Annotated in this window: 19 protein-coding genes; 4 read left to right on the top strand and 15 right to left on the bottom strand. The window is 67.6% G+C overall.

Annotated features, from left to right (window positions below; genetic code table 11):
- Positions 1–18: 18 nt before the first annotated feature.
- The 3 genes from V7053_RS03695 to V7053_RS03705 all read right to left on the bottom strand — a co-directional run bounded on the left by V7053_RS03695 (position 19) and on the right by V7053_RS03705 (position 2,708).
- A complete protein-coding gene (locus V7053_RS03695) occupies positions 19–948 on the bottom strand; it encodes an alpha/beta fold hydrolase (RefSeq protein ID WP_334170921.1) in 930 nt (309 codons plus the stop codon).
- Positions 945–2,441: a long-chain-fatty-acid--CoA ligase gene (locus V7053_RS03700; protein WP_334170922.1), complete on the bottom strand. Its 1,497-nt coding sequence runs from the start codon at positions 2,439–2,441 to the stop codon at positions 945–947. The genes V7053_RS03695 and V7053_RS03700 overlap by 4 nt, the downstream gene beginning before the upstream one ends.
- Positions 2,442–2,543: 102 nt before the next feature.
- Positions 2,544–2,708: a hypothetical protein gene (locus V7053_RS03705; protein WP_156144223.1), complete on the bottom strand. Its 165-nt coding sequence runs from the start codon at positions 2,706–2,708 to the stop codon at positions 2,544–2,546.
- A gap of 150 nt (positions 2,709–2,858) precedes the next feature.
- Here V7053_RS03705 and V7053_RS03710 point away from each other — a divergent pair, with 150 nt between their 5' ends.
- Together V7053_RS03710 and V7053_RS03715 are read left to right on the top strand one after the other, a co-directional pair.
- A complete protein-coding gene (locus V7053_RS03710; protein ID WP_334170923.1) occupies positions 2,859–4,307 on the top strand; it encodes an MFS transporter in 1,449 nt (482 codons plus the stop codon).
- A gap of 93 nt (positions 4,308–4,400) precedes the next feature.
- Positions 4,401–5,354: a beta-ketoacyl-ACP synthase 3 gene (locus tag V7053_RS03715; protein ID WP_334170924.1), complete on the top strand. Its 954-nt coding sequence runs from the start codon at positions 4,401–4,403 to the stop codon at positions 5,352–5,354.
- Between the two features lie 15 nt (positions 5,355–5,369).
- On the opposite strand, the gene V7053_RS03720 is transcribed toward V7053_RS03715, so the two are convergent.
- The 8 genes from V7053_RS03720 to V7053_RS03755 form a co-directional block, all read right to left on the bottom strand.
- Positions 5,370–7,889 carry a glycoside hydrolase family 2 protein gene (locus V7053_RS03720; protein WP_334170925.1) on the bottom strand — a complete coding sequence of 840 codons (2,520 nt, stop codon included), beginning with the start codon at positions 7,887–7,889 and terminating at the stop codon, positions 5,370–5,372.
- Positions 7,882–9,786: a hypothetical protein gene (locus V7053_RS03725; protein ID WP_334170926.1), complete on the bottom strand. Its 1,905-nt coding sequence runs from the start codon at positions 9,784–9,786 to the stop codon at positions 7,882–7,884. Before V7053_RS03725 ends, V7053_RS03720 begins: the two co-directional genes overlap by 8 nt.
- A gap of 19 nt (positions 9,787–9,805) precedes the next feature.
- Positions 9,806–10,867, bottom strand: a complete 1,062-nt coding sequence (locus tag V7053_RS03730; RefSeq protein WP_334170927.1) for a glycoside hydrolase family 130 protein — start codon at positions 10,865–10,867, stop codon at positions 9,806–9,808.
- Positions 10,868–10,916: 49 nt separating this feature from the next.
- Positions 10,917–11,963, bottom strand: a complete 1,047-nt coding sequence (locus V7053_RS03735) for a hypothetical protein (RefSeq protein ID WP_334170928.1) — start codon at positions 11,961–11,963, stop codon at positions 10,917–10,919.
- A gap of 13 nt (positions 11,964–11,976) precedes the next feature.
- Entirely contained in the window at positions 11,977–12,825 is an 849-nt protein-coding gene (locus V7053_RS03740; RefSeq protein ID WP_334170929.1) for a carbohydrate ABC transporter permease, read from the bottom strand.
- Positions 12,822–13,802 carry a carbohydrate ABC transporter permease gene (locus tag V7053_RS03745; protein ID WP_334170930.1) on the bottom strand — a complete coding sequence of 327 codons (981 nt, stop codon included), beginning with the start codon at positions 13,800–13,802 and terminating at the stop codon, positions 12,822–12,824. The genes V7053_RS03740 and V7053_RS03745 overlap by 4 nt, the downstream gene beginning before the upstream one ends.
- 4 nt (positions 13,803–13,806) lie before the next feature.
- A complete protein-coding gene (locus tag V7053_RS03750) occupies positions 13,807–15,144 on the bottom strand; it encodes an ABC transporter substrate-binding protein (RefSeq protein WP_334170931.1) in 1,338 nt (445 codons plus the stop codon).
- A 107-nt stretch (positions 15,145–15,251) separates the two neighbouring features.
- A complete protein-coding gene (locus V7053_RS03755) occupies positions 15,252–16,265 on the bottom strand; it encodes a LacI family DNA-binding transcriptional regulator (protein ID WP_334170932.1) in 1,014 nt (337 codons plus the stop codon).
- A gap of 140 nt (positions 16,266–16,405) precedes the next feature.
- Between V7053_RS03755 and V7053_RS03760 the strand changes: the two genes are divergently transcribed.
- Positions 16,406–16,825: a VOC family protein gene (locus V7053_RS03760; protein WP_334170933.1), complete on the top strand. Its 420-nt coding sequence runs from the start codon at positions 16,406–16,408 to the stop codon at positions 16,823–16,825.
- Between the two features lie 39 nt (positions 16,826–16,864).
- Here V7053_RS03760 and V7053_RS03765 read toward each other — a convergent pair whose 3' ends face one another.
- Together V7053_RS03765 and V7053_RS03770 are read right to left on the bottom strand one after the other, a co-directional pair.
- A complete protein-coding gene (locus V7053_RS03765; RefSeq protein WP_334170934.1) occupies positions 16,865–17,842 on the bottom strand; it encodes a YihY/virulence factor BrkB family protein in 978 nt (325 codons plus the stop codon).
- Positions 17,843–18,003: 161 nt separating this feature from the next.
- Positions 18,004–19,386, bottom strand: coding sequence for a M20/M25/M40 family metallo-hydrolase (locus V7053_RS03770; RefSeq protein ID WP_334170935.1), 1,383 nt, complete (start codon positions 19,384–19,386; stop codon positions 18,004–18,006).
- An 88-nt stretch (positions 19,387–19,474) separates the two neighbouring features.
- Here V7053_RS03770 and V7053_RS03775 point away from each other — a divergent pair, with 88 nt between their 5' ends.
- Positions 19,475–20,080, top strand: coding sequence for a TetR/AcrR family transcriptional regulator (locus V7053_RS03775; protein ID WP_334170936.1), 606 nt, complete (start codon positions 19,475–19,477; stop codon positions 20,078–20,080).
- A 49-nt stretch (positions 20,081–20,129) separates the two neighbouring features.
- Here V7053_RS03775 and V7053_RS03780 read toward each other — a convergent pair whose 3' ends face one another.
- The gene (locus tag V7053_RS03780) at positions 20,130–20,837 is read right to left on the bottom strand and encodes a hypothetical protein (protein WP_334170937.1); all 708 of its coding nucleotides are present in this window, start codon (positions 20,835–20,837) and stop codon (positions 20,130–20,132) included.
- Between the two features lie 62 nt (positions 20,838–20,899).
- Positions 20,900–21,164 (bottom strand): substrate-binding domain-containing protein (locus tag V7053_RS03785; RefSeq protein WP_334170938.1); only part of this gene is annotated, 265 nt, incomplete at its 5' end.

Below are 21,164 nucleotides of genomic sequence, written 5' to 3' on the forward strand. Positions count from 1 at the left end.
TCCTCCCGACGTCGTGAGTCATCTCGTGCTCACGCGCCCCACTTCGCTCACGAGGCCACCGATGTGCGCCGCGACAGCTGAGGCACCCGGGTGGTCCATCACCACGCTGTAGTGGTTCGTGTCGGGGATGTCGGTGACCCGCAACTGGGGGAAGCGCACAAGCGCGTGCGCCACGGCGTCGTCGGGGCAGAGCGGGGGGACCTGATCGAGCAGCCCGCGCTGCGCCCTCACCAGGTGCGTCGGTCGCGGGAGGCGGCCCAGTGCAGCGCGAACGGCCGACCCCCCGAAGAGGTCCCTGTTGTCGTGCGCGACAGCCTCCAGCGAGGTCGCGGGGCGAAGCTGCGGTGCCTCCCCTTGCAGGTCGTAGAGCAGGTATTCCTCGATTTCCGGGGACCAATGGGGTCCCAACGCCGGGTGGGGCCTCCAGTAGTCGAGGTATGCCTCGGGGGAGGGGAACTCCATGCGGAGCCGCTCCGCCGCCGGTCCGAGCACGGCCGCAAGGGCTTCATCGGCCGTCAGCCCGGGCGGTGCCTCGAGCGGGATCCCGCCGTCGATCAGGAGGAGGCGCCCCACAAGCTCGGGAAAGCGGTCGGCCAGAACGAGCGAAACGAACGCCCCCATGGAATGGCCGACGACGACGGCGGGACGGCTCTCGTCGGCGCCGGCCGCGCGGAGCACCTGAGCGAGATCATCCGCATGCTGGGCCATGCCCCACGGTCCGGGGAGCCCGCTGCTGCGGCCGCGGCCACGCAGATCGGGCGCGATGAGCCGGACCCCGGGCAGCTTCTCGGCAAGAACGGCCCACGCCAGATGCGATGCTGTGACTCCGTGGACCGCCAACACGAGGGGAGCGTCGCCGTCGTTGATGCCCCACTCGCCGACGCGCAGGGCGCCTCCTTGGACGGCCGCGTCCCACGTGCGGTACGTGCTGTTCTTCATCGCGCTCATGCCTCGGTCCTCTCCGCGCGGAGCTCGCGCTTGAGAATCTTTCCGGTGGGCCCCTTGGGCAGCTGGTCGACGATGCGGACCTCGCGGGGATACTTGTAGGCGGCGAGCTGGGACTTGACGTAATCGCGCAGTTCCTCGGCGGTGGCAGATTCCGGGCTGGAGAGGGCGACGACCGCCGTGACCTCCTCGCCCAGGTCAGGGTGGGGAACCCCGATCACCGCAGCTTCGGCGACGGCCGGGTGCTCGTAGAGGACCTCCTCGACCTCTCGGGGGTAGACGTTGTAGCCGCCGCGGATGATGAGATCCTTGCGGCGGTCCACTATCGAGAAGTACCCGTCGTCGTCGATCCGCCCCATGTCGCCCGTGAGGAACCAGCCGTCGCGGATTGCCTCGGAGGTGGCATCCGGCCGGCGCCAATACCCCTTCATGATGTTGTGTCCGCGCACCGCGATTTCGCCCACTTCACCGGGCGGCAGATCGCTCCCGTTGAGGTCGACGACTTTCAGCTCGACACCCTCCACCGCCGTTCCGATTGAGCCGGGCTTCCGCACCCGGTCAGGGTGGTTGAAGGCGGCCACCGGCGAAGTCTCGGAGAGGCCGTAGCCCTCGAGGATCATGCACTCGAATTCCTGCTCGAACCGTCTGAGGACCTCGACCGGGAGCGCGGCGCCGCCCGAAATGCAGACACGCAGGGAGGACGCGTCGTATCCGACGCGCTCCGGAAGAGACAGAAGTGCGCTGTACATCGTCGGCACGCCCGCGAAGACAGTGACCCTCTGCGACTCGATGGTGGCAAGCGCCCCCTGAGCCGTGAACCGCGGCAGCAATGCCACGCAGGCCCCCGCCGCGATAGCCGCATTGAGCGCGCAGGTCTGCCCGAAGGAGTGGAACAGGGGCAGGCCACCGAAGACCACGTCATCGTGGGTGAGACGGAGCAGCGTGCGGCGCACGACGTCGGCGTTCGTCGCCAGATTGGCGTGGGTGAGCTCTGCCCCCTTGGGTCGGCCCGTTGTCCCCGAGGTGTAGAGGATGACGGCGGTATCCCCGCCGTCCCGCTCGGCGACGCCGGGTGCCGGGGGAAGAAGCTGAAGCTGCTCCCGGAGACCTGCTGGTTCGACGACGAAGAGGCGCGTACCGGCCTCCGCCGCGCCTTTGGCGGCGTCGGATTCGGCTCCCCCGCCGGCGAAGAGAAGGCTCGCTTCCGAATCGGTCAGGTGGTAGGCGACCTCACGGGCCTTCAGCAGGGGGTTCATGGGAACAACGACGGCCCCGGCCCGGAGGACTCCGTAGTAGATCGCAGCAAACTCGGGCACGTTGGGCAGCATGATTCCGACCCGGCTGCCGGGCGTGACCCCCAGTTCCGACAACAGGGTCGAAACTCGCGCGCTCGCGTCGTCGAGGGCGGAGTACGACCAGCTGTCGCTGCCGCAGGTGATGGCGGGCTGATCGCCCTGGTCGATCGAACTGGCGACGAGGTATTGGGCAAGGTTCACGAAGCTCCTGACGGCATGACTGTGGCCCACGCCACTTTCCCGATCTAAGCATGGCACTCAGTTTCGGGGCAAGTGGTACTCAGTCGCAGTTTGTGCGAGCCCCTACGCTGGCACTTCGCGGAGCTGGAGGTGGTCGCCGCCGTCTTCGACCGGGCTTTGGCCGCACGAGTACACGAGCAGTTTCATCGGACCCTTGAGCCCTGCGAACTGATGCACCGCCACGATCTGCATGGGCCGCCCGCACACACACGTCATCTCAGGATCCATACCCAGAGGGTACGCCGGGGCCGTGTGGACGAGGTAGGTGTACCCGAAAGGACGGGGAGGTCCTTGGTGGATCTGGGTTTCGACCCTCAGATCGTAGGGTAGGAAAGCTCTCATCACCGGGCAGTGCAGCCGTCTTCGTAGGGGAGAGCCATGAGCAGAGCGACGTTGGGGACGATCAGAACGAACATTCCCGGCCGGCTGGATCGCCTGCCCTGGTCCCGATGGCATTGGATGGTCGTCGTGGGACTCGGCACTGTCTGGATCCTGGACGGGCTCGAGGTCACGATCGTCGGGTCAATCAGTGACCGCCTGACCCAGTCCGGCTCCGGCCTCGGCCTCTCACCAGCAGGGGTAGGCCTGGCCGCGGCGATCTACGTCGCGGGGGCGTGCGTGGGCTCTCTCGTCTTCGGGCACCTGACCGACCGCTTCGGGCGGAAGCGCCTCTTCATCATCACTCTCGGCGTGTATCTGCTGGCCACCGTCGCCACCGCGTTTTCCCCTTCACCGCTCTTCTTCTATATCTGCCGCTTCTTCACCGGGGCCGGCATCGGCGGCGAATATTCGGCTATCAATTCCGCCATCGATGAATTGATTCCGGCGAAGCGCCGAGGCACGGTTGACCTTGCCATCAACGGCTCCTATTGGCTGGGGACGGCATTCGGCGCGATCCTCTCGACTGTCCTGCTCAACACAGCGATCTTCGCGGAGTGGCTCGGCTGGCGCCTTGCGTTCGGACTGGGAGCCGTCCTCGGCCTGCTCATCCTCCTGGTCCGCCGCAACGTCCCCGAGTCGCCTCGATGGATGTTCATCCACGGGTACGAAGACGGTGCCGAGAAAGTCGTCCGAGAGATCGAGCGGGACATCGAGGACCAGACCGGAAGCCCGCTCGGGCCCGTCGAGGACTCCCTCACGATCACGCAGCGGCCGTCCATCCGCTTCAGCGAGATCATCGACGTCGCGGTCCATCGGTACCCGCGCAGGGTGGTCCTTGGACTCTCGCTCTTCATCGGCCAGGCGTTCCTCTACAACGCCGTATTCTTCACCTACGCTCTCGTCCTGACGAAACTCATGGGCGTGCCCGGAGACGCCGCACCGTGGGCGCTCGTGGCGATCGCCGTCGGCAACTTCGCGGGCCCGATGCTGCTCGGCCATTTCTTCGACGCCGTCGGCCGCAAGGTCATGATTTCGGCAACCTATATCGGCTCCGGAGTCCTGCTCTGTGGAGTCGCAGCGCTGTTCGGCGCGGGCGCACTCGACGCCTTCTGGCTGACTGCGTGCTGGAGCGCCGTGTTCTTCGTGGCCTCCTGCGGGGCCAGCAGCGCCTACCTCACGGTCAGCGAGGTGTTCCCCATGGAGACGAGGGCACTTGCTATCGCCTTCTTCTACGCGGTCGGCACGGGACTCGGCGGCATCGTCGGGCCCCTCCTCTTCGGAGACTTCGTCGGTCAGGGGGTCGGAGCTGTTGCCTTCGGCTACTACATCGGAGCAGCGCTGATGATCGCCGCGGGGCTGGTGGAAGTCGTCTTCGGCGTCGAGGCATCGCGGACGTCGCTCGAGAAGGTCGCGGCACCTTTGACGGCGCAGGAGCAGACGGCGTGATGTCCAGCTGAAGGCGGCGGGCGAGCGACGGCCGACGGCGCCGGACAGGGGGCCTGTCGGCCCCGCCCAGCGACGGTCAATACGATGGTGCTCATGGATCAGCGTTCACAGCGGGGATCGGCCCTCATCGGCCTGGGGCACTACCAGCCCGAGAACATAGTCACCAACGACGACCTGGCCCGGAAGGTCGACACGAATGACGAGTGGATTCGCACTCGCACCGGGATCCGCGAGCGGCGTATTGCCTCCGAGTCGGAGACGGTTGTCGACATGGGGACGGCTGCAGCGCGGATGGCCCTCGAAGACGCGCGGATCGATGACGTTTCTCTCGTGGTCGTCGCCAGCACCACCCTGATGGATCGAAGCCCGAATACCGCTGCGAGGGTCAGCGCGGAGCTCGGTTTCGCAGGCCCAGCCGTGCTCGACGTCAACACCGCCTGCTCGGGATTCGAGTACGCCCTCGCGATCGCCGATCAGGCCATCAGCGCGGGGACCGCCGAGCACGCTCTCGTGATCGGCGCCGAGAAGCTCTCCGGCGTGACGGACTGGACAGATCGTCGGACGTGCGTGCTGACCGCGGACGGCGCCGGCGCCGTCGTCCTGGGCGCGTCGCCGGAGCCGACCATCTCTCCCGTGGTCTGGGGCTCTGTCCCCGGGATGCTCGAGGCGGTCGTCATCGACAAGGAGACCCAGATCTTCTCCCAGGACGGCCGCAGCGTCATGCGCTGGGTGCTCACCGAGGCGGCGGACCAGGCCAAGCGTGTCTTGGACCGAGCCGGCCTCAACCCTGCGGACATCGACGTGTTCGCATTCCATCAGGCGAACCTCCGGCTGCTCGAACCGCTGGCACGCGCCCTCGGTGTCACCGACGGACAAGTCCTGATCCGCGACATCGAAGAATCGGGGAACACCTCGGCCGCGAGCGTTCCCCTTGGCCTCTCCAAAGCGTGGCACCGCGGCGAACTGCCCCGCGGCGGGCGGGCGTTCCTCTTCGGTTTCGGAGGTGGCTTCACTTTCGCCGGCCAGGTGGTGACCCTCCCCGTGTAGGACTTCTGGAGGTCCTCAGCGCACCAGCTGGTTCGCCGTCCTGAGGACCTCCCTCGACGTCAGCTGCTCGAGCGTGAGCGGAACCCCGCTGGAAATCCGGAATTCAGCGCATTCTCCGGGCAGGAGCGTGATCAGCATCTGGTCGACCCTTGCCCCCGCGTCGAGTCTGTCCGGCAGGACGGTGACGTCGCGAAGGAGCGTGTTGGCCGTGATCCGCAGGACCGCCAGGCCGTCGCCACGCTCGAGCTCCGCCGAAAAGTCGTCGGGCTCCAGCGCTTGATCCCGGCATTCGGCGAAGGACCAGAGTCCGCGGACACCGCCCAATTCGGCGACGACCATCTCCGACCGCGGTTCTTCCGGGAGGGCTATTCGCTCCTCGATGGCAAGGCGGGCGATGGATCTCGGCGCGACGGTCACGCTCGTGCGAGCCTCGGCGAGGGTCTCGCCCCGGAGGCTGCGCCGCGCCACGCGCAGTTCTCCCTCCCACGCTTCGTCGGTGTCATTGATCGCCACGGCCGCGAGCGGACTGGCGGACGACGCCGGGCCGGCCGGTTGGATGGTCACGAGCCGATCCGCGTTGGCGGCCCGAAGGGCCCCCCAGAGCGGCTTCTCCCGCCCGTCGCCGTCGACCGCCGCCCACGAGGTCACCGGCCAACAGTCGTTGAGCTGCCAGACGATGGATCCGGTGCAGTGCGGGGCCAGCGAACGGAACCATTCGATGCCGGTCCGCACGGCGTTGGCCTGATTGAGCTGCATGGCCCAGTGCCAGTCGTGAATCTCATCGGGCACCCGAAAGTGCGGGAGCAGGCCCCGGGTGAGCTTGGTGTTGCCTTCGGTGGCCTTCTGGTGGGAGATCATCCCCGGTGACTCCGGGGTGAGGGGATCGTCGCCGACCGCGCGGGTGAGCGTCGCCCAGACGGCAGGGCCCTGCCAACCGAATTCCGCGACGAATCGTGGGCGATAGTCGCGGTAGTGAAGGTAGTCCTTCTCATTCCACAGGTCCCAGATGTGCATCGTGCCCTTCGAGGGGTCGTTCGGCTCGATGCTCGGGTCGAAGTCCCCGTTTCGCGTCGGGGTGAAGGGAGAGCCCGGGGTATAGAGGACGTGGGGCGCCAATTCGGCGACGATGTCGGGGAGAAGCCGGTAGTAGTACTCGGCGCCCCACGATTTGCCGTCGAGCAGGAATTGCCAATTCCAGTCGGTGTAGCCCCAGAGGTTCTCGTTGTTGCCGTTCAAGACAATGAGGGACGGATGAGCGGCTAGACGCACGACTGCCTCGCGCGCCTCTGCATCGATTTCGCTGCGGAGGGGTTCGTCCTCTGAGTACGCGGCGCAGGCGAAGAGGAAGTCCTGCCACGTCATGAGGCCGTGCTCATCGCACAGCGAATAGAAGTCCTCCGATTCGTAGATGCCGCCGCCCCACACCCGCAGCAGGTTGAGCCCGGCCCCGACGGCTTGCTCGATGCGCCGAGCGTACCGGTCGCGACCGACCCGATGGGGAAAGGCGTCGTCCGGAATCCAGTTTGCGCCCTTGACGAAGACGGGCTTTCCGTTGATCTCGATGCCGAAACCGGTCCCCGCGTCGTCGTCCGGCATCGACAAAGCCACGGTGCGGAAGCCGATGCGGCGACTCCACGAGTCGAGCGGCGCGGTGCCAGCCGAATCGGCAGCACGGAGCTCGACGGAGAGTCCGTACAGCGCAGCGTCGCCGTGGCCCCGGGGCCACCAGAGGTCGACGTCGGGCACCCGGAGGGCGAGGACCGTCGCCGTCGCGCCGCGGGGGAGTTCCGCCTGGCTGGAGGCCCCGCCCACGGTCGCCGTGACCAAGAGCGGCTCGTCCGAGTCTCGCTCAACCTGGAGGTGGACCTCCACGAGCCCGTCCGACCCTTCGACGCGCGCCACGGGCCGCACCTCGGCGAGCCGCGCCGTCGACCATTCCTCGAGGCGAACGGGGCGCCAGATGCCCGCAGTGGCCGTGTCCGGCCCCCAGTCCCAGCCGAAGCTGCACGCCATCTTCCGGAGCGAGTTGTAGGGGTGGTGGTTCGCGTGCGGGCGTGCGCCGTACTCCAGGGAGCGGCGGTCGGCTTCGCGGACAGCGGAGGTGAAGTCCACCGTGAGGTGGTTCGTGCCCTCCGCCAGGAGGGGGCCGGCGTCGACCCGGTACGAGCGGTGCATGTTCTCCGCATGCAGGAAGGGCTGGCCGTTGAGCCGGACGGTCGCGACCGTGTCGAGGCCCTCGAAGACCAGGTCGGTCCGGGCTGTTCGGGGCGACCATTCGAACGATGCCGTGTAACGCCAGTCGGACTGCCCGATCCAGGCCTGCTGAGCCTCGTTCGCGTCGAGGTATGGGTCCCCGACGGCCCCCGCGGCGAGCAGGTCCGTGTGCACGGTTCCCGGGACGGCTGCCGGGACGTGGTCGAGGCTCGTCCCGGCCGGACGCGGTCCGGCGGTGTGGGAGAGCGTCCATCCGCGGGTGAGGGCGCTGCGCTTCATCGATGCTCCGTCGGTCGAGAGGAGGCTGACTGTCTCAGTCATGCGAGATGCTGAATCCGCCCGCGGCGTAAGCCGAGAGGACGAGTCCCGAGCGCCCGCCGAGGTCGAGATACGACGTGGCCGGCTCGAGGAGCAGCGCGTCGATCTTCGCGGTGCCGCTCACGTGGGCCGTGACGCTCACCGCATCGGCAGGGATGGTCACCGGCAGCGTGAGGGGGAGCAGCGCGTCTGGCGTCGGGGCGATGCCCTGGGCGCCGAGGCTGCCGTTGTCCGTGGTCCCGAGCGCAACGGTGCTTCCGTTGCCGAGAGTGGCCGTCCAGGCGGTAGTGCCCGAGGGCGAGGCAGCGAGGTCGACGACGGGGTGCACCTGGACGGCGCCCGCCAGCTTCCCGAGGGGGATGGTGACGGACGCGCCGTCGTTCGCGTTCACGTAGGAGCCGGACCAGTTCGCCGAGCCGGTCCACGCGCTCGGCGGAGTCGTGACGGAGGCGGGGCCGTTCAGGGTTCCGGACTCGGCCTCGACCACGGACACTCCGGATCGGGCCTGCACCGAGGTCGCGCCAGTCGCAACGCTCCGGACGTCGGGATGGGCGTCGAGGGCGAGCATCGTCAGTTCGGTGTGGATCGTCGATTCCGCGCCGCAGTTGCGGTTCACGGTGCCGTCACCGCCGACTCCATCGACGCACACGCCGGTGGAGGGGTTGTAGAGCGGGCTGTTCGTGGGGTTGGCGCCGAAGAACCAGCCCGCCGCGATCCCGGCGAGCTTCTTGAGGGACGGATCGTGGGAGTTTCCGGCGACTGCGAGGGCCGATTCGACGAGGGAGTCCGCACCGTAGGCGATCTGGGAGCGGTCGAACGGCGTCGGAGTCCAGCCGTTGTCCGGGCCGCCAGTCGTCAGGACCTGAGGAATGAAGTTCCTGACGGCGTTCTCTGCCGTCTGCTGGTAGTCCGCGCGCCCGAGGATCGCTCCTGCCTCCGAGAGGGCTGCCGGGGCTTCTCCGCCCCAGCCGTTCCACATGGACCGCGATGTCGTCGTGGCGAGGAAGCCCCCGAAGGGCCAGTGCCCGGGACTTCCCGTGGCCATCGCTGCAATCCCGGCGGCTTCCTTCTGGAGCGCCGCCCGGCTCGCCGCATCGCCCGGGTCAGCCTTCACGGCAGCGCTGAGGCCGAGGACAGCCTCGGACGAGGCCGTGGTGCTCTCCGAGACGAGCCACGCGGGCACGCGCGCACCGTTGGCCGTCTCCCATTGCCCGTACTTCGCGAGGGACCCCCGGTTGAGCGCGGTCAGGGCGAGGTCGTACCGATCCTTGAGGAAGGAGCCGAAGGCGGGATCTGCGCTCTCGAAGGCCGGGTAGGCCTCGCCGAGCGCCCAGATGGTGCGGGCGAGCCAGAAGGATTCTCCGGTGTCGCTCGGGTTCGGGCTGTCGGGCGGCGTCGGCGTCGGATTGAGGGTTCCGTCGGGCTGCTGCCACAGCACGACGTTGCCCGCGTTGGGCCCCGACGAGGTCTGCAGATAGGTCAGCTCCCGCAGGAGCTGGTAGGCGTGTTCACGGCTCGCCGCCGTGCGGTTCTGCTCCCAGTCGCGTACATAGACCACCGCGGCCCGGGCGATGTCGTCCGCGTCGAACGACCCTTGCCCCCAGTGCCCCGTGGACGGGTCGTACGAACCGCCGCCCACACGCTGGAACGAGCCATCCGCCTCTCGGTTCGCGTAGACCCAAGGGGCTTGGGCCGTCGGCTCCTGTGCCTGCTGATAGGTGGTGTGCCCGGGGACGCCAGCCAGCAGCGGCGCCGAGTCGAGCAGGAAGTCGAGGTGGGCCAGATTCGTGACGTTCGCCGTCGTCGTCGTGCCCTCAGGGGCCGCCTGCGCTTGGGCTGGCAGCGCGGGCGCGGCGATCAGGGCGAGAGCTGCTAGGGAGGTGAGTGCTGGTCTGAGCATCAGGGCTCTCCGATCCGGGTCAGTTGCGGTCGAGGCGGGCTGCGCCGATCTTCGAGTCGGCCATTCCGTAGAACACGTAGCGGGTCCCCTCGATCTCCTCGATGGCGGTGGGGAAGACGACGTTCGGCACGATTCCGTCGCGTTCGTCGTCGGTGTCAGCCGAGAGAAGCGGTGCACTGGTCCGGGCGATGACCCGCCACGGCTCGTCGGCGTCGAGGATCATGGCGCCAGCGCCGTAGTTGACGTTCTTCTGCTGGGCGACGCCAGGCACGAGTTCGCCGACGACGCCGTGGTAGAGCAGGAGCCACCCCTCCTCGACCCGGATCGGGGCCGGCCCGCTGCCGATCTTCGTCTGCTCGAACGCTGCTTCGGGCCACGCGACAACGCGGTGCTTCCGCCACCTCGTCAGCGCCGCAAGATCCTGCTCGACCTCGGCGGCCGGGATGAAGCTGATCCAGATGCTCGGACGATCGTCCGGGAGGCCGGCCGGGGGCGTTGCGACCTCGCCCGGGCGGATGTCCTGCAGGTCCCACGATGGCCGGTGCAGGACGGCGAAGCTCTCCACACCGTCCGGGTCGCGTACCGTTTCAGGGAAGAAGACCGTGTCCTTGTTCGGGTACAGCCCGAGGTCGACGTCGGCGTCGTCGTCGTACTCGAAGGTCACGGGCCCCAGCCGACGCCATGAGCGTTCGTCCGTGGAGACCGCGAGAGCGGTCCGCGGCCCGAGGGGACCGTAGGCGACATAGGTCATGACATTGAGCCCGAGATCCGGCACGAAGGTGACGCGCGGATCCTCGACGCCCGCGTTCTGGGCCCCACGCTCCCAGCTGCGATCGGGGGAGAGGACGACCCCCTCGCGGGCAACGCTGACCGGTACCCCGTCCGCAACCTTGATCTCGGCAAGGCCGATGCGGGAGACGTTCCCTTCGGCCACCAATCGGGGAAGCAGGTAGAGGCGGCCGTCGGCACCTCGCACCGTGGCGGGATTCAGGACTCCCTCGGTCTCGAGGTCATTGCCGGGCTCGGGGGACATGATCACCCCTGCGCGCGTGAGGGCGTAGGGGAAGGACGTGTCAGTCATGGGTTCTCCAGGAAGTCGGGTCGGGCCGCGGTAGGGCCGGAGAGCGGGGTCAGTGTTCTGAGCGGTAGAGGTAGAGCTCGCGACGACCGGCCGGGGCGTCCCAGCCTTGGGCGAATGTCCAGCGATCGCCGTAGCGGATGAGGCCGCCCCACGCGAGCGAGCCGCCGCGGTGGAGCGCGAGCTGGGTGAAGGGGTCCTCGAGCGAGTAGAGCGCCTGAGCCGCGGCGAACTCTCCGTTGTGGTCGCCGTAGAAGAAGTCCAGCACCAGGTGCCCGTTGACGACGACGGCGCACGCGACTTCGTGGAGCGAGCCGAGTGAGGAGACGTCGAGGTACGGCTGCTCGCTGAACTCCCACGTCTCGAGATCTCGGGAACGGCCGATGACGGGCCTCCCGTCGCAGCCTTCGGAGAGGAACATGAGGTAGTCGCCACCGACGGTGGCCGCTTCCCCCGTGCCGTCGGTCGGGATCACGGCGCCCTTCGCCCACAGGTGCGAGACCTCGTGGGGGACGACGCGGCCGCGCTTCTCCCAATGGACGAGGTCGTCGGAGACGGCGAGGTTGATATCGCACCCCACATCCCCGAGAGGCCAGCCCTGCGAGGGGTATTCGGCGCGCTCGGTCGTGCCGGCGAGCGGCCAGATGCCGTTGTAGAAGAGGTAGTAGCGGCCGTTCGCCGAGTAGACCTTCGGGTCCTCGACGCCGAGCAGTTCGTTGTCCAGGGTCGGGTAGACGACTGGGTTCGCCCCGTCCGACCAGCCTTCGCCGGGGGTGTAGACCGCGGTTCCGATCCGGCTTTCGAGACTCTCCTTGCGCGGGGACGCACGGTAGAAGAGGTGCAGCCTGCCGTTTCGCTCGATGAGGCTCGGGTTGAAGATCGAGGAGCTCGTCCAGCCGATTCCCGTGGGATCGGGCCACTGCCGGTCGAGGGTGAAGGTGAGTTTCTCGTCCTTTCGGAAGGGCCCGATAGCCCAGTCCGGGCGATCGTCCCAGTGGGCCGAGAACTGGTCCGTCGAGAGGGCGTCGGTGGCGGAGTTGGAGTGGGCGACGGCGCGATCGAGCCCTTGCCGCAGGCTGTCGGTGGTGAGGAGGTGCATGATTCCTTCCGGGTCAGCCCTTGACGGACGATCCGATGTCGGTGGACGTGAAGTAGCGCTGGAAGGCGATGAAGAGCACGACGACGGGCGCGGCGAGCACGAGCGCACCGGCCAGCACAGCGCCGAAGGGGTTTGCGGCCGTCGCGGCGACGTTGCTGATGTAGTTCGCGAGCGAGACGGCGAGGGGCTGCATGTCGGCTTGCTTGGTGATCAGGAAGGGCCAGAGGAACTCGTTCCACGGGCCGATGAAGGTGACGAGAATGACCGTCACGAGGGCCGGACGCACGAGGGGGAGCGCGACCCGCCAGAGAAGGCGCAGGTCTCCGGCGCCGTCGATGCGCGCCGCATCGAACAGCTCTCGCGGGACCTGGAGGAAGTACTGCCGGAAGATGATGACGGCGGTCGAATTGATGGCGAACGGGAGGATCATGCCGAGGTAGCTGTCCGCAAGCCCGTAGTCGCGTGCGATCAGCACATAGAGCGGGATGATGAGCAGCTGGAACGGAACGACCTGCACGAGCAGGGCGAGGGCGAACGTCGCGCCGCGGCCCCGCCACTGCAGGACCGCGAGGGAATAGCCTGCAAGGACTCCGAAGACGACCGTGCACAGGAGGACGCCGCCCGTGAAAATCCCGGAGTTCACGAGCCCCGAGACGAGGTTGATGCGGCTGTCGATCGCAGTGAAGTTCGCGAGGGTGAGGTTTCCCGGTTGGGGGAAGGCCCCCGCGAGCGACGTGTCCGGATTCTCCTGAAGCGCCCCGATGATCATGTAGTAGAAGGGAAAGAGGAACGCGAGTGCACCCACCGCAAGCACGAGTCCTCTGAGGATCGCCTGCCCTCGGCTCAATTTCATGGCTTTCATGAGTCCCTTCCTCCCGCAAAGCGGTTCTGCAGGAAAGCAATGGCAAGGACCAGGACGACGAGGACGATTCCGATCGCTGCCGCATATCCCGGGTGTCCCTGTTCGATGCCCTGCTGGTACATCACGAGGACGGGGCTGGTAGAGGCGCCGTTGGGGCCGCCCCCTCCCGTGAGCAGGTAGGGCTCGGTGAACAGGTTCGCGCCCGTGACTGTCGAGAGGAGGAGCACCAGCACCGTCGCGGGACGGACTCCCGGCACCGTGACCGACATGAAGGATCGGATTTTGCCTGCCCCATCCGTCGCCGCTGATTCGTACAGCTCTCCCGGCACGTTCTGGAGCGCTGCGAGATACAGCAGGATGTAGAAGCCCAACTGCTTCCACGTCACGAACAGCGCGATCATCGGCATGGCGAGTTGGGAGTTCACGAGCCATGTCGGGTTGGGCGCTAGCGGGCCCAAGACGCGGTTCACGAGCCCGTCTCCGGAGAACAGGAACAGCCAGACGCCCACAACTGCCACGCTCGCTGTCACGTAGGGCACGTAGTAGCTCACCCTGAGGAAGGTGCGGAAGCGGACGGCTGAATTGAGCGCGGCAGCGAGGATCAAGGACAGCACCACCGTCAGGGGGACGTTGATGACGAGGAAGATCAGGACGTTCCCGAAGGACTGGAGTACTTGGGGGTCGGTGAAGACCTGGGCGTAGTTGTCGAGTCCGACGAATGGTCGATCGACCTGCGCCCCGGGTGCCGCGAAGAAATAGTCGAAGAACGACATGTAGACGGCGAAGCCGAGGGGGTAGGCGAAGATCGCGATCACGAAGACGAGGTACGGTGCGCTGAACAGCCAGCCGAGAGGGTTGCGGCCCAGGAAGCGGCGGTGGAAGGGTGCCCCCTTCCGGGGCTGTTGCCGACGATCGCTGGCCGGATGGCCCGGGGCGTTGGAGCCCCGGACCGCCGGAACCGTATGGGATGCAGGCATCGGACTACTTCGCGCTCCACGCTTGGGTGATGCTGTCCGAGGCTTGCTTGAGCTCGCTCGACAGGTCTCCCTGGCCTGAGATCACGGCCTTGGTGTAGAAGTTGCGCAGGTCCTGGAGCGCAGCAATCGTGTTGGGGCCCGTCGGGTCATCCACTGTCCGCGCGGCCTGGCTCGCGAAGTCCTTGTAGGCCGGGTGCTGGGCGAAGTAGTCGCTGTAGACGGACTGCAGGTTGTTGCGGAGCGGCATCTGGCCCGTCGTCTGGAGAAGCTTCCCGTCCTCGTCTTGGCTCGTCGCGAACTTCAGCACGTCCCACGCCGTCCCCTGGTTCTTGCAGGACGTGTACATGCCGATGTTCTTGGCATCGGGGAACGTGTAGGTCTGGCTGGCCGGCGTGCCGTCCTTGGTCGGAACTGCCACCTCACCCCAGTTGACCTTGTTGTAGACCGGGATGGCCCATGGCCCGACGATCGCCATCGCCGCCTCGCCGGATGCGAAGACGTCGTCCTGCACCGGCTCCTTCCCGGCGAGGCCTTCTGAGTAGATCGTCTTCCAGAACTGGGCGACGTCCATTCCCGCTTGGCTGTCGATCGTTGCCTTGTTGTCCTTGATGAGCGAGGTGCCGTTCGTCTCTGCCGCGTACAACGGCAGGAAGTCGAAGTTGGGCTGGAAGAATTCGCTCGTGGGCGACGGGTAGATGGCGTACTTCGCGGCTCCGCTGGACTTGATCTTCTGTGCTGCCGCCAGGAAGTCGGCGTAGGTCGAAAGCTTCGGGTTGTTGGGATCAAGCCCGGCCTTCTTGAAGATGTCCTTGTTGTAGAAGATCATGACCGGGTTTGATTTCCACGGCATCTGGTAGAAGTCGCCGTCGGGCGACTTGTACTGGTCCGCCGAAGAGCCCGTGCGGGACGTAATGTACTGGTTCGCGTCGGGGAACTTCGAAAGGTCCACCAGTCCGCCCTGCTTCTGGAACTGTCCGGTGGCGGCGGGCAGGTTGTTGAAGACGAGGCACGGCGTTGTTCCGGCGGTGATCGCGGCGCCGATGACTTCTTCGGTGCTCTTGCCCGCCGGGACCTCCTGTCCGGTGATCTTCTCGTTCGGGTGGGCGGCGTTCCAGTCATTCACCATCGCCTTGCCCCAGGTCACTTCCTGAGCATTGTTCGAATACCAGATGGTGATCGGTCCGTGGGAGGTCAGGGCGCTCGAGGCACTTCCCGAACCGCCGTTCGAGCAGCCCGAAAGCGCCATGGCTGCGACACCAGCGACGGCAACGGCCGTGGCCAGAGTGCGTTTGCGGGCCGACTTGTCGAGCTGAATTCGGGCACGCGTGATCGCACGCATCATTGCGTCTCCTTTTTTTGTTGAGTTGGCGAAGAATTGTTGTGTTGGCGAAGAATTGTTGAGTTGGCTGCGGGGGCGTTCTTCAGGGACAGGTGTTCAGGGGGTGAAGATCAGGAGGAGGGCGCCGGGCCGGTCGAGGCCCGGACGATGAGCCGTGGCGCGGGCATGACGACGTCCGAAGCCGTGCGTTCGCCGGCGATGGCTCCGAGGAGCACTGCGGCGGCCTTGCGACCCCAGGAAATGGGGTCGGCGGCTACGGTCGTCAACGGGGGGTTCAAGTACTGAGCGAACTCGGCATTGTCGTAGCCGACGATGGAGAGGTCCTGCGGGATGTCGAAGCCGAGGCTCTGTGCTTTCGACTGACCGGCTGTGGCCATCAGGTCATTGGCGTAGACGATCGCCGTCGGCGGTTCCGAGAGCGAGAGGAGTTGGGCGGTGGCTTCGACGCCCGCCTCGGCTGTGAAGTCCGCCTCGACGAACAGGTTGGGCTGGAGGCCTGCTTCGAGGAGCGCTTCCGCCCAGGCGTTCCGCCTGCCGGCGCCGTGCACATAGGACTGGGGGCCCCCTACATGTGCGATCCGCCGGTGGCCGAGACTGACAAGATGCCGCACGGCCTCCTTGACGCTTTCGCTCCCATCCATGCACACGGCTGGGAACGGGGAGTCGATCGTCGGCCGGTTCAGCGTGACGGCAGGGAGCCCGAACCCACCCAGCAGGGCGATGCGGGGATCGTCCGTGCGGAGGTCGGTGAGGATGAAGCCATCGACCCTCCCTGCCGAGAGCTTGCGGTAGCCGGCCTCGGCGGCCGATCCGTCCGCGACCGCGAGTACCAGCGTGTATTCGTGGGCGGCGAGAACGGTTTCTATGCCGGCGATGAAGCCGGCGAAGAAGGGGTCTGTGCCGAGCAGCCGCGGATCGCGCTCGAGCACGATCCCGATCGCGAACGAGCGGGAAGAGGCCAACCCCTTGGCCCGGAGGCTGGGGGTCCACCCCAGGTTCTCCGCCACCGTGAGGATCCGCTTGCGAGTGTCCTCACCGACCCCTTTCTGGCCGTTCAACGCGAGCGAAACGGTGCCTTTGCTCACTCCGGCAGCAGCTGCGACGTCGCTGATCGTCACGGCCATGGCAGCACCTCCTTTCCCTCGAGCGGCTTTCCGTGATCGGCTTCACAAAACCGGTTTAGTAAAAGCTAAACCGGTTCGGTAGGAGTGTCAACCCCGGCTCATCCGCCCCGTCAGGGAAAAGTCTGCAAGGATCGTGTCCCGTGGACGAGCTGCGGTGCGAGATCTTCCCCTGCGACCTGGACGTGACAGTGGACTTCTACACACGAGTGCTGGGGTTCGAGCTGGTGCAGGACAGCCGGGCGAGGGGAATCGCCTACGTCGCCTTGCGACGTGGGCGCATCCGGGTGGGCGCTGCCCAGCGTCCGGACATTGCCGAGCGGACAGACAGGCGCCCTCCCACGGGCGTCGAGCTCGTCCTTGAGACCGATGATGTGCAGGCCGCGCGGGATCGTGCCCTGGGACGCGGATGGTTGCTCGAAGAGGACTTGGTCGAGCGACCTTGGGGACTCCGCGACTTCCGGCTCCTCGACCCGAGCGGCTACTACTGGCGAGTGACGGAGAAGCCACGCGAGGGAGCGATCGATGGCCGTCCACTCCGAACGCCTCCAACGCCGCTCTGACGGTGGCGGTGGCAGGCCCGGCCCCGGGAGGGAAAGGGCTCAGCCTCTGGGCCCTCCGTTTTCAGGCCCTTCCGGCTTCCCGCCTGCCGGCCCGTTGCCTTCCCCGCGCGGTTCGTCGAAGCTCACGTCGATGCGCTCGAAGCCTTTCAGCTGCTGGGCCTTGGCCTGGCGGGTATACGACTTGCGGTCCCCTGCGGTGAGGTCCACTTGGTCGGTGAACGGAGTGAGCAGGGCGCGGGGGTGGAGCCTGTCGACCCGGACGACGTTTGCCTCGACGCACAGCACGATGGCCACGGCCGCGAGGTAGAGGAAGGCGAGCAGGCCCAGGACGACGGCGAACACGCCGTTCATGGCGCTGGCCCGCCTCACCACCTGGGCGATGTACACAGGCCCGACGGACTGGAGCAGCTGCCACGCGATGGCGGCCCCGACGGCACCGGGGAGGACTTGCCTGACGGTGAGCGGACGGACGGTGCCGATGCGGAACGCAAGGATGAACGCCCCCGCATTCACGGCAACCGACAACGCGAGGAAGACCACCCGGCCCGCGGCTCCGAGCGCGTCGGCATAGCCGCCCAGTGCCGAGAGGATGGTGGTGCCGATCAGCGCGAGGCCGACGGTGCCGAGCAGGAGCAGGCTGCGGCCGCGCGACTTGAACGGGTCCGGCCGGCGGTTGCGCGGGATCGACCAGGCGGTGTTCATGGCGTGCTGGATCGCCTGCGCTACCCCGATCCCACCGTACAGAGCACCGAGAACGCCGATGACGACGCCCACGGTCCCACCCCCCAGCCCCTTCGGCTCGGAGAGCTGGGAGCCGATGACTGGGAACTCGGCGAGCGCAGAGGTCATCACCTGGGTTCGGAGCTGGGGATCGCCGGAAAGCACGAAGCTGAGGAGCGTCGAGAGCAGCAGAAGCAGCGGGAACAGCGAGACGAAGCCGTAGTAGGTGATCAACGCCGCGAGAAACGGCCCTTGATCGTCGAAGTACTTGTAGAGCACCGCGAGGGGATAGCCCACCCATGGATGCCTCTGCTGGAGGGCGTCGAAACGCCCGACCGACCCCATCGCTCGCTTGCCTCCCCGCGCTCGGCGATCCGACCGCCGTCGGCCGCAGTAACCCCTCGCGTCCATCCTGCCCCATTGACGGCGGAAGGAGGCCTCGGGACATGGGCGGGCAGCTAACGCGCGTTGAGCTTGGCCAAGAGGAGCGCTTCGGCGAGGATCGAGCGCTTCAGTTCGCCGAGATGCACCGACTCGTCCTCGCCGTGGGCCCGCGAATCGGGATCCTCCGCGCCGGTGATCAGGATCTGGGCCGCAGGGAAGTGGCGGGCCAATGCCGAGACGAGCGGGATCGAGCCGCCCACTCCGGCACGGACGGGAGCGACCCCCCACGATTCCTCCATCGCCCACAGGGCGTCGCCGACGGCGGGGGACGAGAGGTCGGCGGCGAAAGGCCTGCTCGCGCGCCCCGGCCTGACGGTTACCTCGGCACCGCCCGGCGCGTGCAGCGCGACGTGGCGACGGATCGCGTCCATCGCATTCTCGGGGCGGTCTCCGGGCGCGATGCGGAGGCTGAACTTCGCGGTCGCCGCGGGAACGAGCGTATTGGATGCGGTGGCTACGGCGGGAGCGTCGAGGCCGATGATCGCCAAGGCCGGTTTGGTCCAGAGCCTCGAGGTGATGGTCCCCGTCCCGGCGAGCCTGACGCCAGGGGGAACGGCGGCGTCGGTCCGGAACGTCTCCTCGTCGATGTCCCGGTCCGCCCCGTCGGCAGCGACGAGTCCCTCGACCGCAACCGCACCGGTCTCGTCGTGCAGCGTCGCCAACAGCTTGGCCAGAAGCGTCACCGCGTCCAGCACAGGGCCTCCATAGGTGCCCGAGTGAAGGCCGTGCTCGAGGGCACGGAGTTCGATGGTGCCGTCGACCAGCCCTCGGAGGCTTGTCGTGAGGGCGGGGACGCCGATCTTCCAGACGCCCGAATCGGCAACAATGATGACGTCGCTGGCGAGGAGCGCCGCGTGCTCCGCGAGAAACCTGTCGAGGGTGACGGACCCCGACTCCTCTTCCCCTTCGATGAAGAGCGTGATCCCCAGCCCGCAATCGTCGCCGAGCACCTCGATCAGGCAGCGGAAGGCCGCAAGATGTGTGACGACCCCGGACTTGTCGTCCGCAGCCCCGCGCCCCCACAGGCGGCCGCCTCTTTCCTCCGGAGCGAAAGGCGCGGAGGTCCAGAGCGCGGGGTCGCCGGGAGGCTGCACGTCGTGGTGCGCGTAGAGCAGCACCGTAGGCCAGCCCGGCTTGGCAAGGCGGCGGGCGACGACGGCGGGCGCGCCGGGAGCGCCGTCTGGGCCTTCGGCGGCAAGGACGTCGACGTGGGTGAATCCCGCAGACCGGGCGAGAGCGGCCACGAGGCCCGCACTCCTCGCGAGGTCGGCCGGGTCGAACTCCGCCCAGGCGACCCCCGGGACAGCAACCAAGGCCTTCAGCTCATGGATGGTGCGTGGGTAGTCCGCGTCGACCTGCTCGCGAAGCAACTGCACGGGCACGGGGGGAGGGGCCATGCGCCCCAGCCTAGCTGCGGAGACGGGGCTGGCCCCCCTTCCGGCCCCGGCGTTGGTTCGTCTTGAGTATGTTGGGTAAGTGCCGGGTATGGATGTGAAGGGTGACGCTCAGGTGCCGGCGAAGCCCGGCGCCCGTCAGCGGATCCTCGATGTCTCCTTCACACTGTTCGCCGAGCGGGGGATCCGGGACGTCGGAGTGGACGAGCTGATCGAGCGCTCCGGCGTAGCCAAGGCCACCTTCTACAAGCATTTCCATACGAAGGACGATCTGGCCCTCGCGTATCTCCAGCGCTGGTACGAGGAACGCAGTTCGGCGATCGACGCGGCCGTGAAGCGCCACAGGGGAAGCGAGACCCCTGCCCTCCTGGCCGTCTTCGACGTCTTCGACGAATGGTTCCGGCAAGGAGCATCCGAGGCGAGTTCCTTCCTCCACGTCCTCATGGAGATGGGCCCGACGCATCCGCTGGGCAGGGCGAGCCTGGACTACCTCGCCCGCACGCGAGACCAGCTCGCAGACATTGCCCGGGACGCCCACCTCAGCGACCCGGAGGGGTTCGCCTGGTCGTGCCATATCCTCCTCAAGGGTGCGATTGTCGCCGCCGCCGAAGGCGATCCAGACGCAGCGGCGCGGGCGCGCCACATGGCCGCTCTCCTGATCGCCGACCGGCGTCCGCACGAGCACGACGGCGAGTGAGCGCTGCACTCCAGTGCGGGCGGCGTCGTCGTTCGGGGCGCGCCGGGCTTCAGGGGACGGGCTCGTTTCCTGTGAGCTCGTATTCCCAGCCCGTCTGCGGTTCTTCCTGGAGGCTCGAGTAGTAGATCCGGGTGTTCGGTTCAGGCCGCACGAGCGCTAGGCCCACGGCGTGGCCGAGGAACGCAGGGTCGAGGCAGAGCGCCTTGCCTGCGCCGACGGTCGAGAAGGGTGCTGGGAGGGGCGCCTCCACGTCCGCCCGGACGGCCCCGAAGAGGATTCCGTATCCGGCCCGACTGTAGAGGTCCGCGGCCGAGTGCAGCAGGGCCGCTCCGGTTCGGGAGGATTCGGGGACGGTCATCGTGAGGATCTCGGCCGCGAAGATCAGGCTGAGCCGTTCGAGCTGGCTGTGGCCGGTGAACGTGTCCGGCTGTCGGAAGGCCCGCACGGCCGGCGTCACGATGAGGCTCCCGAGGGGTTCGTCGTCGGCCGTGACGGCGACCAGCGCCGCGGAGACGGAGGACAACGCGGTGTTGTAGCCCCTGGCGTGCGCGGCAGCGAGTGCTTCGTGGAACTTCTGCCGGCCCTCGGTGGCCGCCTCGAGGGACGTTGACAGACCACCTTCACCGAGCGCCCATGCAAGCTGCGGGGGCAGCGGTCCGAGGAGCTCCGGATGCCGCTCCGCATCCTGGGGGAGTGCGGGCCGGATGCGGATGGGGGAGAGCGCGTGGGCGGGAGTGGCGGCGGGGGCGGAAGCCATGGGGAGGCCCTTCCGGGGAGTAGAGGGGAATTCGGCAGGTCCGGCATGGGGCGGCGGCGCCTCTAGGCCGAATCTTCCTGCGGTGGTCTGGAGCTTGCCCGCACGATGAGCTGCGGGGCGATGAGGCTCGGCTCGGCTGGGATGCCAGGCGCACCGTCAAGCTGTGCGAAGACGCTGCCCAAGGCCCAGCTCGCCGCCTCTTCGAGCGGCTGACGCACCGAACTGATGCCGAGGGCGGCCGCCGTGGGCGTGTCGTCGAAGCCGACGACGGCGCCGTGGCCGCCCGCCGTTCGGACGGCGCTGAACGCGCCGATCGCGAGCGAGTCC

Source organism: Sinomonas sp., assembly GCF_036848755.1.
In the GTDB taxonomy this organism is placed as follows: Bacteria; Actinomycetota; Actinomycetes; order Actinomycetales; family Micrococcaceae; genus Sinomonas.